General features: G+C 63.9%; 12 protein-coding genes and 1 pseudogene. 9 read left to right on the top strand and 4 right to left on the bottom strand.

Annotation, left to right across the window (positions count from 1 at the left end):
* A partial coding sequence (locus CDN36_RS03540; protein ID WP_287496006.1) for an integrase core domain-containing protein occupies nucleotides 1-136 on the top strand: 136 nt, incomplete at its 5' end.
* 43 nt (nucleotides 137-179) lie between these two features.
* Nucleotides 180-347: pseudogene (locus CDN36_RS03535) on the top strand (LysR substrate-binding domain-containing protein); the annotation flags it as partial.
* Nucleotides 348-632: 285 nt separating this feature from the next.
* Here the strand turns inward: CDN36_RS03535 and rsgA are convergent.
* The gene (rsgA, locus tag CDN36_RS03530; protein ID WP_150554938.1) at nucleotides 633-1,577 is read right to left on the bottom strand and encodes a ribosome small subunit-dependent GTPase A; all 945 of its coding nucleotides are present in this window, start codon (nucleotides 1,575-1,577) and stop codon (nucleotides 633-635) included.
* Complete coding sequence (locus tag CDN36_RS03525; protein ID WP_150554939.1) at nucleotides 1,574-2,821, bottom strand: M48 family metallopeptidase; 1,248 nt, start codon at nucleotides 2,819-2,821, stop codon at nucleotides 1,574-1,576. Before CDN36_RS03525 ends, rsgA begins: the two co-directional genes overlap by 4 nt.
* A 102-nt stretch (nucleotides 2,822-2,923) precedes the next feature.
* Between CDN36_RS03525 and orn the strand changes: the two genes are divergently transcribed.
* Nucleotides 2,924-3,565 carry an oligoribonuclease gene (orn, locus tag CDN36_RS03520; RefSeq protein ID WP_150554940.1) on the top strand — a complete coding sequence of 214 codons (642 nt, stop codon included), beginning with the start codon at nucleotides 2,924-2,926 and terminating at the stop codon, nucleotides 3,563-3,565.
* Nucleotides 3,566-3,743: 178 nt separating this feature from the next.
* On the opposite strand, the gene mog is transcribed toward orn, so the two are convergent.
* The gene (mog, locus tag CDN36_RS03515; protein WP_150554941.1) at nucleotides 3,744-4,364 is read right to left on the bottom strand and encodes a molybdopterin adenylyltransferase; all 621 of its coding nucleotides are present in this window, start codon (nucleotides 4,362-4,364) and stop codon (nucleotides 3,744-3,746) included.
* Entirely contained in the window at nucleotides 4,364-4,969 is a 606-nt protein-coding gene (gene yjgA, locus CDN36_RS03510) for a ribosome biogenesis factor YjgA (protein WP_150554942.1), read from the bottom strand. Before yjgA ends, mog begins: the two co-directional genes overlap by 1 nt.
* A 115-nt stretch (nucleotides 4,970-5,084) precedes the next feature.
* Between yjgA and pmbA the strand changes: the two genes are divergently transcribed.
* From pmbA to CDN36_RS03480, 6 genes are all read left to right on the top strand, one after another.
* Entirely contained in the window at nucleotides 5,085-6,443 is a 1,359-nt protein-coding gene (gene pmbA / locus CDN36_RS03505) for a metalloprotease PmbA (RefSeq protein WP_150554943.1), read from the top strand.
* A gap of 218 nt (nucleotides 6,444-6,661) precedes the next feature.
* Complete coding sequence (locus CDN36_RS03500) at nucleotides 6,662-7,813, top strand: ABC transporter substrate-binding protein (protein ID WP_150554944.1); 1,152 nt, start codon at nucleotides 6,662-6,664, stop codon at nucleotides 7,811-7,813.
* A gap of 130 nt (nucleotides 7,814-7,943) precedes the next feature.
* Nucleotides 7,944-8,825: a branched-chain amino acid ABC transporter permease gene (locus tag CDN36_RS03495; RefSeq protein WP_287495998.1), complete on the top strand. Its 882-nt coding sequence runs from the start codon at nucleotides 7,944-7,946 to the stop codon at nucleotides 8,823-8,825.
* A 13-nt stretch (nucleotides 8,826-8,838) separates the two neighbouring features.
* Nucleotides 8,839-9,714: a branched-chain amino acid ABC transporter permease gene (locus CDN36_RS03490; RefSeq protein ID WP_150554946.1), complete on the top strand. Its 876-nt coding sequence runs from the start codon at nucleotides 8,839-8,841 to the stop codon at nucleotides 9,712-9,714.
* 18 nt (nucleotides 9,715-9,732) lie between these two features.
* Complete coding sequence (locus CDN36_RS03485) at nucleotides 9,733-10,533, top strand: ABC transporter ATP-binding protein (RefSeq protein WP_150554947.1); 801 nt, start codon at nucleotides 9,733-9,735, stop codon at nucleotides 10,531-10,533.
* Entirely contained in the window at nucleotides 10,530-11,243 is a 714-nt protein-coding gene (locus tag CDN36_RS03480; protein ID WP_150554948.1) for an ABC transporter ATP-binding protein, read from the top strand. Before CDN36_RS03485 ends, CDN36_RS03480 begins: the two co-directional genes overlap by 4 nt.
* The last annotated feature ends 119 nt before the right edge of the window (nucleotides 11,244-11,362 follow it).

Genomic DNA, 11,362 nt, shown 5'->3' with positions numbered 1-11,362 from the left:
GGACAAGCCCGATGCGCCAACGGCGCTCTCGCGTCTGGCCATTGCGTTTGAACATTACAATGAGCGCCACCCGCACAAAGCCCTGAAATACCGCTCGCCTCGCGAGTTCAGGCGAGCAGCGGCGTCATCAACCTAACGGTGTCCACGTGTCCTGAGTTACAGGGGCAACTCCAGAAACGGAATTGGCATCTGGCCGATTGGTTGCACCGTGGCCGGAGGGCAACACGGTCGCCAAAACCTTCTGCCTCATCCTTCCCGAGCCGATCGAATTGAGCGGCGTACCGATACAGGTGTTTGCCCAGTGGGTGTTGAACGAAGCGAAGAAGACGACAATGGCTGATTCATAGCCTTCTGCTCATTGGACGGTCGATCCTCGCTGGCGAGCATGAAGTAGCACCGACAGATGGGCGGCGCAACGCTGCCATAAGCAGCCCTGCTTTGCTAGGCGCACTCCTGCGCACATCCTTGCGTCGCACCTGTACGGCCCCTGGTGAAGGAAGCGCGGAATCTGCGCAAAGGTTGAAATCTCGCCTAACTCATTGCGCCAGAAGACCTTATAGACAACTGCATACCAGTCCTCAGGACTTGACAGCGGACATTTTTCATGTCCGGCGCGGCATGCGAAGACCGTTTCAGTACGGAATCTGCTGCTCGGACTCATGCACGAGCTGCGCATAGAGCGCATGGCGCTGTGCCGAGACGCGGCCCGCCGCAACGGCCTCGAGAATCGCGCAGCCCGGCTCCTTCAGGTGATGACAGTTGTAGAACCGACAACCCGTCAGCAGCGGACGAAACTCGGGAAAGGCCCTCTCCAGCGCACCCTCCTTGAGATGGTGCAAGCCAAACTCCTGGAACCCGGGCGAATCGATCAGCAAGCCGCCTTCAGGCAGATGGAAGCAGCGCGTGAAGGTCGTCGTATGCTTGCCGGAATTGAGCACCGTCGAGATCTCGCGAGTCGCGGCGTCGGCGTCCGGGACGAGCAAGTTCACGAGACTCGATTTGCCCATCCCCGATTGTCCGAGCAGCAGCGAGGCCTGGTGCGCGAGCCGCGGCTGCAGCAAGGCCGTCGCGGCTTTCGGATCGGCGCGCACCGACAGTTCCAGCACTTCGTAGCCCAGCGCGCGGTACGGCGCCAGTCGTTCGCGGGCGGCCGGTACGGCGTGCGTGACGTCCGTCTTGTTCAGGACGATGAGCGGGCGCAGTTCGTTGGCTTCGGCGGCAACGAGCGCCCGGCCCAGCAGGTCTTCGCTGAAATACGGCTCGGTCGCGAGCATGATGACCAGCTGATCGATGTTCGCCGCGAACAGCTTGCTCTTGAATTGATCCGACCGGTACAACAGATTGCGCCGCGGCAGAATCTCCTCGATCACGCCCTGGTCGCCCGTGCGCGCCCATTGCACTTCGTCGCCGACGGCGATTTCGCTCTTTTTGCCGCGCGGAAAACACAGCACCGTCTCGCCATCGTCGGCTTCCACGAGGTAGTGGCGGCCGTGTGCCGCCGTCACGCGTCCGTGGCGGCGCGCCTGCTGCGCGGTCACGGCAACCGGCGAAGCCTTGCCCTTCACGCCGCGCTTCATGCGTGCCCCAGCAAACGGTCGATGCGCTGGGAGGCCGGAGGATGCGAGTAGTAGAACGCCGTGTAGACCGGGTCGGGCGTGAGCGTCGAGGCGTTGTCCTGGTACAGCTTGACCAGCGCGTTGACCAGATCGCCGGCCTCGGTCTGGCTCGCGGCGAAGGCGTCGGCCTCGAACTCGTGCTTGCGCGAGCTCAGGCTGCTCAGCGGGCTGGCGAAGAAGCCGAACACCGGCAGCACGAGGAAGAACAGCACCAGCGCCAGTGCGTTGTTGCTGCCGGTCATCGACGGCATCACGCCCAGCTCCGTATAGAACCACGTGCGGCCGGCGAGCCAGCCCAGCAGCGCGAGAAACGCGAGCGAAAGCGCGAAAGCGACGGCCAGCCGCTTGGTAATGTGGCGACGCTTGAAATGGCCGAGCTCATGCGCGAGCACGGCTTCGATTTCCGCGGGCGAGAGCCGCTCGATCAGCGTGTCAAAGAATACGATGCGCTTGGCGCGCCCGAAGCCGCTGAAATACGCGTTGCCGTGCGCCGAGCGCTTGGAGCCGTCCATCACGAACAGCCCGCGCGCCGCGAAGCCGCAACGTTGCATGAGGCCTTCGATGCGCTGCGCCAGCGAGGCGTCCGAGAGCGGCTCGAACTTGTTGAACATCGGTGCAATGACGTGCGGGAAGATGAACTGCACGAACAGGTTGAACGCGACCCAGACCACCCATGCGTACAGCCACCACAGGGTCCCGGCGCGCTCCATCAGCCAGAGTACGACGAAGAGCAGCGGCAGGCCGAGCACAATGCCCACGGCCGTGCCCTTGAGAAGATCGGCAATGAACAGACCGAGCGACATCCGGTTGAAGCCGAAGCGCTGCTCGATCACGAACTGGCGGATATAGGTGAACGGCAGGTCCACGATGCCGGAAACGAGCAGCACGGCGCCGATCAGCGCAATCTGGCCGACGTAACCCTGCCCGAGCCATTCCGAAATGCCGATGTGCAGCGCGTTCAGCCCGCCGAGCAGCGTGAACGCCACGAGCAGCACGGCCTGCGCGAATATCTCCGCCATGCCCAGGCGGGTGCGGGCGACCGTGTAGTCGGCGGCGCGCTGGTGATCGGTCAGCGTGATCGTATCGGCGAACCGCGCGGGCACGGCGGCCCGGTGCGCGACCACATGGCGGATCTGGCGGGCGGCCAGCCACAGTTTGGTCATGACCATCGCCAGCAGGAAGATCACGAAGAGATAGGTGAACATGTGCTTAAGAAGAATCCGAAGTATGCGAGAATTATAAGTTCTTTCGACCGGCCAGGCGCCTGGCTGGCCGTCCACCGACGCGTTTTCCAGAGTCCTCCGATCATGTCCGCCACTTCGTCCCAAAATTCCACGCCAGCCGAGAGCGAACTGGCGCTCGCGCGCGCCGAGTTCAATCTGGTCTGGCTCGATATGGAAATGACCGGTCTGCAGCCTGAGAGCGACCGGATCATCGAAGTGGCGGTGGTCGTCACGGACTCGGCGCTCACACGTCGTATCGAAGGCCCGGTGTTCGCCATCCATCAATCGGACGCGGTACTCGACGGCATGGACGACTGGAACAAGTCGACGCATGGCCGCTCGGGCCTCATCGATCGCGTCAAGGCGTCCACGATCGACGAAGCGACGGCCGAAGCCCGGCTGATCGAGTTTCTCTCCCAATACGTGCCGCCCAACAAGTCACCGATGTGCGGTAACTCGATTTGCCAGGACCGCCGCTTCATGGCGCGCTACATGCCCAAGCTCGAAGCGTTTTTCCACTATCGCAATCTGGACGTGAGCACGCTCAAGGAACTGTGCCGCCGCTGGGAGCCGGCCGTCTACAAGGGGTTCACGAAGCGCGCCGCACACACGGCGCTGGCCGACATCCACGAGTCCATCGACGAGCTCGTGTACTACCGCGAGCACTTCCTGAGGACCTCGGTGCCTGGCGGCCCCGAGTCCGGCGCGGCGATCGTATCGGCCTGATCCGCCTGATCGGCCTGATCCGCCTGACGTGGGAGCTGGCTCAGGCGCGTCGCGCCTGCCGCGGCCGCTTAATGCGGAAACACCCGGCGAGACACCGGACAAACGCCAGTGCATGACGCTGGCGTTTTTCATGGCGCCATGCTGGCAGGCCGAGCGCGCCGGGCCCGCGAAGATCCCGTCAGACGGATTTCGGCGCGCGAATCGCGCTCTTCGGACGGAATGCCTTGCACACGGCCTCGTTCGTCTCGATGTACGGGCCGCCGATCAGATCGATGCAGTAGGGCACCGCGGCGAAAATTCCGGCCACCACGGACTTTCCGTCCGCGTCGCGCAAGCCTTCCAGCGTTTCCTTGATCGACTTCGGCTGCCCCGGCAGGTTGATGATGAGCGCCGCGTGATCGGCGGTTTCGCGAATGACCGCCACCTGCCGCGACAGGATGGCCGTCGGCACGAAGCGCAGGCTGATCTGACGCATCTGCTCACCGAACCCCGGCATCTCCCTGGTGCCGGCGCGCAGCGTGGCCTCGGGCGTGACGTCCCGCCGCGCCGGGCCTGTGCCGCCGGTCGTGAGCACGAGGTCGCACTGCATCGTGTCGACGAGTTCGATCAGTGTGGCAGTGATGCCTTCGGCGTCATCGGGAATCAGGCGCGTCTCGGCGACCCACGGCGAGGTGAGCGCGCTGCCCAGCCACGTCTGCAGCGCCGGGATGCCCTGGTCTTCGTAGGTGCCCTGGCTCGCGCGGTCGCTGATCGATACGAGGCCGACGCGAAGTTCGTCCGGATGTGAGCGCGCGACCATCAGTCTTCCTCGCGGGTTGGGAATTCGGGCAGGTGGCTATCGGCGTCTTCCGAAGTTTCGGGGCTGGCCGGGCTGTTCACGAGCAAATCCTTGAGCGCCTGGAACAGCTCGCGAAAGGCCTTGGGCGGCTTTTGCGCCGCTTGCTCGCGACGTGCGTTGCGAATGAGCGTGCGCAATTGCTGGGCATCGGCCTGCGGGTGCTGGGCGAGCAACTCGGTGAGGGCTTCGTCCCTGGCCAGAAGGCGTTCGCGCCAGCGCTCGAGCGAGTGCAGCCTGGCGGTTTCCGCCTTCGAGACGCCCTTGATGGCGTCGAGCGCGCGGCGAATCGCTTCGACTTCGGATTCGTGCAGCGAACGCATTTGCTTGCCCACATACTGCAATTGGCGGCGCCGGCCTTCGTGGGCGGTGATCTTGCGGCACTCGCGCACGGCCTGCTCGAGGTTTTCGGGCATCGGCACGCGGGCGAGCGCGTCCTTGGCCAGATTGACCAGTTCTTCGCCCAGGTCCTGCAAGGCATGGGATTCGCGCTTGCGCTGGGATTTGCTCGGACCTTGCTCGGAAAGCTCGCTGTGGGCGATACGGTTAAAGCGTTGAATGTGCGTCATGGGCGCTATTGTAGCGCGGCGCGCGGCCGCCAAATAGTTGCATGGCCGCCGCGCGACGGAGAGTAAGTCGCGCTAAGATGGCGGTTCCCATTCAGCTACTGACCCAATCGCGCCGATGTCTCAAGCGACCCAGCACTTCACGCACACTCAGGACCAACTCAAGGAAATCGTCAGCGACGTATTGCAGTACGCCCGCTCGCTCGGCGCCACCGACGCCGCTGCCGAGATTTCGGAGGGCGACGGACTGTCGGTCTCGGTGCGGCGCGGCAAAGTCGAGACGATCGAGCGCAACCGCGACAAGCTCGTGGGCGTGACGGTCTTCATCGGTCAGCGTCGCGGCAACGCCAGCACGTCCGATTTCTCGCGCAAGGCGCTGCATGACACCGTCGACGCCGCCTACAACATTGCCCGCTTCACCGCGGAAGACGATTGCGCGGGGCTGGCGGAGGCCGAACTGCTCGAAATGCACCCGCAGGAGCTCTCGCTGTTCCATCCGTGGCGCATCAGCGCGGACGATGCGGTCGAGCTGGCGCGCCGCGCCGAGAAGGCGGCGCTCGACGTGAGTCCGCTCATCCGCAATTCGGAAGGGGCGAGCGTCTCGGCGCAGCACTCGCAGTTCATGCTGGGCACGACACGCGGCTTCCTCTCCGGCTACCCGTATTCCCGCCATTACCTGTCCGTCTCGCCGATCGCGGGCTCGGGCAGCCACATGCAGCGCGACGACTGGTATTCGTCCAAGCGTGCGTCCGAGGACCTCGCCTCGCCCGAAGCGGTCGGGCGTTACGCCGCCGAGCGCGCGCTGGCGCGTCTGCATGCCCGCAAACTGTCCACGCGCAAGTGCGCCGTGCTCTTCGAGGCGCCCCTCGCCGCCGGCCTTCTGGGCGCTTTCGTGCAGGGCGTGAGCGGCGGAGCGCTGTACCGCAAGGCGACGTTCCTGGTCGACAGTCTCGGCAAGCCGGTTTTCGCCGATCACGTCGGCATCCACGAGGACCCGCACGTGCCGCGCGCCATGGGCAGTGCGCCCTATGACGAAGAGGGCGTGAAAACGCGCGCGCGCGACGTGGTGAGCGACGGTGTGGTGCAGGGCTATTTCCTCTCGACCTACTCGGCGCGCAAGCTGGGCATGCAGACGACCGGCAATGCCGGCGGTTCGCACAACCTGCGCATGTACAGCAAGCTGACCGCGCCGGACGACGACTTCCGCGCCATGCTGCGCAAGCTCGGCACAGGCCTGCTCGTCACGGAGCTGATGGGGCAGGGCGTGAATTACGTGACGGGCGACTACTCGCGCGGCGCGTCCGGTTTCTGGGTGGAAAACGGCGAGATCCAGTATCCGGTGGAGGAAATCACGCTCGCCGGCAACCTGAACGACATGTTCCGCCAGATCGTCGCCATCGGCGCCGACACGCTCGTGCGCGGCACCAAGGAGGTCGGGTCAATCCTGATTGAACAAATGACCATCGCCGGTCATTGATGCTGCAAAAAGCCGTTATGGCGCCATAAGTGCGTTGCATTTATGCGCCAAAACGGGGCAAAACCCCTTTTGTCGTGTCCGTCGCCAGCAGTTTGCGTTATGCTTAGGAGTTTTCTTAAGCCGCGGCTTGAGAACCGACACGGTAGTTAGGGTAATGGGCGCGCCCATAAGGCGCGCCTTCTCATAACTAGAGACTAGGTATTGGAGGAAGAGGACTCATGAAAAGCACCATGACCAAGTTGCTGTGCGCACTTGTCGCGACGGGGATGGTGGCTGCGGCTCACGCGGCCGATCTGAAGATTGGCGTGGCCGAGGCGCTGTCGGGCGGTGCCGCGCAGTATGGCGCGGCCATCAAGAACGGTTTCCAGCTCGCGGCCGACGAGATCAATGCCGCCGGCGGCATCAACGGCAACAAGCTCGTGCTTCAGATCGAGGACGAGCAGGGCAAGAAGGAAGAGGCGATCAACGTCTTCAAGAAGTTGATCTTCCAGGACAAGGTGCTCATGGTGTTCGGCCCGACGCTGTCGAACTCGGCCCAGGCGGCCGACCCGATTGCCCAGGCCGGCAAGACGGTGGCGTTCGGCACGTCGAACACGGCTGACGGCATCACGTCGATCGGCGACTTCATTTTCCGCAACTCGGTGACCGAAGCCGACGTACTGCCGGAGACCATCAAGGTCGCGGCCAAGCACACGGGCATCAAGAAGGTCGCGGTGCTGTACGGCAACGACGACGTGTTTACCAAAAGCGGCTACGACAACTTCAAGAAGGCGCTCGAAGACCTGAAGATCCCGGTCACGACGACGGAAACGTTCGCCAAGGGCGACGTGGACTTCAAGGCGCAGCTCACCAAGATCAAGGCGACCAACCCGGACGCCATCGTGCTGTCGGCGCTGATCGCCGAAGGGGCGCCGATCATGGTGCAGGCTCGCCAACTGGGTATCAACGTGCCGTTCATCGGCGGCAACGGCATGAACTCGGTCAAGGTGTTCGATCTGGCCAAGGGCAGCTCGGACGGCCTGTGGGTGGGCAGCCCCTGGTCGATCGAGAACAACACGCCGGCCAACACGAAGTTCATCGGCGCCTACAAGGCGAAGTACAACGTGGCCCCGGACCAGTTCGCCGCGCAAGCCTACGACGCCATGTACATTGCCGCGAGCGCGCTCAAGAACGTGAAGATCTCGGGCAACCTCGAAGCCGACCGCAAGGCGCTGCGCGACGCGCTGCCGAAGGTCAAGCATGACGGCGCGACCGGTGCGTTCGCCTTCCGTCAGGCGATGGGCAAGAACGGCAAGCCGGCCGGCTACGACGCGCAGCAGGCGCCGATCGTGAGCGTAACCAAGGGCGGCAAGTACGTCATCGAGAAGTAAGCAGCCCGGCAGTACTTGAAGAAGTCCGCATGGGCGTAGGGCCGAAAGGCGCTACGCCCATCGGCGTTTCTGGCGCACGCCGCACCCCCGCGCGGCGCGCGCCCCCGTCCCTCAGGCTGGAATACACACCATGCTGGAACAGCAACTCGTCAACGCGCTCTCCCTCGGGTGCGTGTACGCCTTGTTCGCGCTCGGGTTCACACTCGTGTTCGGCATTCTCGGCGTCATCAATCTCTCGCACGGCGCGGTCTTCATGGTCGGCGCATACGCCGCCTTGCAAGCCGTCGTCCGTCTGCATCTGCCGCTGTGGGCGGCTATCATCGTGGCCGTCGTGGCGGCCGGCCTGCTCGGACTCATCATCGACGTGCTGGTGCTCAAGCCGCTGCGCAAACGCGGCGCGCCTCACCTGATTCCGATGATCGCGACCATCGGCGTGGGCATTCTGCTCAACAACGGTGTGCAAGGCATCTTCGGCGCCGAGAACCTGCGCTTTCCATACGACGTCGTCTCGCAGGACACGATCACCGTGGCCGGCGTACACATGACGGCGCTCGAAATGGCGATCATCTTCATCTCGTTCGCGCTGATGGCCGTGCTCATCACGACGATCAAGAAGACGCAACTCGGCCGCGCGCTGCGCGCCATTGCCGAGTCTCCCAAGGCGGCGTATCTGCTCGGGATCAACGTCGAAGGGCTGTTTCTCGCCACCTCGTTCGCGGCCGCGGGTCTGGGCGGCATGGCAGGTGTGCTGATTGGTCTGTATTCCAACGCCGTGTTCCCGCTCATGGGCCAGCCGATGCTGCACAAGGGCATTGCCGTGATCATTCTCGGCGGCATGGGCGATATTCGCGGCGCGATGATCGGCGGGCTGTTCCTGGGCTTTGCCGAGGTGCTGTCGGTGGCTTACATCGGCTCGAACATGCGCGACGCCGTGGCGTTCGGCCTGCTGTTTCTGATCCTGCTGGTGCGTCCGCAGGGGTTGTTCGGCAAAGTGCTCGAACGCAAAGCGTAATCACGGGGGCGCAATGGACTGGTTCACTAATTTCTGGGCGGTTTACAGCAACCTGGTGCTCACACTCGGCACCAACGCGCTGCTGGCCCTGTCGATTTATCTCACGCTCTCGTGCGGCATGCTGGCAATGGCCAATGCGGCGTTCATGGGCATCGGCGCCTACACGGCGGCCCTGCTCACGATGAACTACGAGACTTCGTTTGCCGTGTCGCTCGCGGGCGGCATGGCGGCCCCGGCGCTCATCGCGTTCATCATCGGCAAGCCCACGCTGCGGCTGTCGGGCGTGTATCTCGCGATGGCGACGCTCGGCTTTGGCGAGGTCGTGCGCGTGCTGATTCTCAACACCGAAGACCTCACGGGCGGCGCGCTTGGCCTGAACGGCATTCCGCAGCTCACGCAGTGGTGGCACGTGGCCGGTGCGGTGGTGATCGTGCTGGCGGTGTTGTGGCGTATGCGCCGCTCCAAGATCGGCCGCGCTTTCGAGGCGATCAAGGAAGACGAGACGGCTGCCGGCCTCATGGGCATCAACGTCACGGGCTACAAGATGCTGGCCTTCGTGCTGGGCGCCGTGCTGGCCGGCCTGGCGGGCGCGCTCAACGCTCACCTGACGTTCTTCATCGGGCCGAACGAGTTCGGTTTCGATCGTGGCGTCGAGATTCTGACGATGGCGATTCTCGGCGGCATCAACGGTCTGGTGGGCCCGGTGCTCGGCAGCACGATTCTCACGTTGCTGCCCGAGCTGCTGCGCGCGTTCAACGATTTCCGTCTTGTGGTGAATGGCCTGATCCTCGTGCTGATCGTGCTGTTCCTGCCCAAGGGCATCTGGGACCCGATGCGTTTTCGCCGTTGGTTCCGGGCCGGCAAGACGCGTTCGGCCTCTTCCTCGTGAGCGGAAGGAGGACACGACATGCTCAAGCTTTCCAATATTTCCAAGCGATTCGGCGGCCTGCACGTTCTGCAGGACGTAAACATCGAAGTGCCGCAGGGCACGATTTTCGGGCTGATCGGCCCGAACGGCGCCGGCAAGACGACCGTATTCAACCTGATCACGGGCCTGTTGCAGCCGACCGGGGGCGGCATCACGTTCGACGGCGAAAGTCTCGTGGGCCAGAAGCCGCACCTGATCACGCAGCGCGGCATCGCGCGCACGTTTCAGAACATCCGCATCTTCAAGGAGATGACGCTGATCGAGAACGTGGTGGTCGGCATGCATCGTCATCTCACCTACGGTCCGGCCGGCCTGCTGCTTTCGCTGCCGGGTTTTCGCGACATGGAGAAGCGCTCGCGCGAGCGCGCGCACGAACTGCTGTCGTGGGTGAGGCTCGATCACAAGGCACATGACATTGCCGACAATCTTTCATACGGCGATCAGCGCAAGCTCGAACTCGCGCGTGCGCTGGCGACAGAGCCCAAGCTGCTGTTGCTCGACGAGCCCGTCGCCGGCATGAACACCGGCGAGAAGGTCGATCTCATGAGCGAGATCGAGAACATCAAGGCGCGCGGGTACACGATCTTCATGATCGAGCACGACATGCGTTTCGTGATGGGGCTGTGCGAGCGGATCGCGGTGCTGAACTTCGGCAAGATCATTGCCGAGGGCAAGCCCGACGAGATCAAGCACAACCCGCAGGTGATCGAGGCCTATCTGGGCCGCGACGACGATGATGATGCGGCTGCACTGGCAGTCGGCGCGGAGGACAAGGCATGAGCGCGCTGCTCGAAGTGAAGGGCCTGAAGGTCGCCTACGGGCATATCGAGGCCGTGAAGGGCGTGGACTTTTCCTTGCGTGAGCACGAGATCACCTCGCTCGTGGGGGCCAACGGCGCAGGCAAGTCGACGACGCTGCTTGCGTTGTCTGGTCTCATCCGGAAGCAGGCGGGGACGATCCTGTTCGAAGGCGAAGATATCGGGGGACTGACGCCGAACAAGATCGTGCAGCGCGGGCTGGTGCAAGTTGCGGAAGGTCGCGCCACGCTCACCACGATGACGGTGCGCGAGAACCTCGAGCTCGGCGCGTACACGCGCCGCGATCGGCAGAACGTGAAGCCGGACTTCGACAAGGTGCTCGAGCGTTTTCCGCGGCTGGCGGAGCGTCTGGATCAGATGGCGGGCAACCTGTCGGGCGGTGAGCAGCAGATGCTGGCGATCGGCCGCGCGTTGATGGCACGGCCGCGTCTGTTATTGCTCGACGAACCGTCGATGGGACTCGCGCCGATCATCGTGCAGGGCATTTTCCACACGCTAAAGGAGATCAACGCCGACGGCCTGACGATCTTCCTGGTCGAGCAGAACGTGCGCCAGGCGTTGAAGATTGCGCAGCACGGCTACGTACTGGAGACCGGTAAGGTCGTGCTGGACGACACGGGCCGCAATCTGCTGGGTAATCCGCGAGTGCTGGAGGCATATCTGGGCGGCTGACGTGGCCGGGCGGGCGCGCGAGGCAATCGAGCGCGTTCTTCCCCGCCATGGAGCCGGTCGGCTGCACACGCAAGCGGCCACGCGCGCCGAGCCGTTCCGACAGGGCGGCCGGCGCTTTT

This window comes from Pandoraea sp. CB10b_02 (assembly GCF_002216225.1).
Classification (GTDB): Bacteria; Pseudomonadota; Gammaproteobacteria; order Burkholderiales; family Burkholderiaceae; genus Pandoraea; species Pandoraea nosoerga.
Note: the sequence above shows the minus strand (reverse complement) of the source record. Positions and strands in the feature narration are given on the sequence as shown.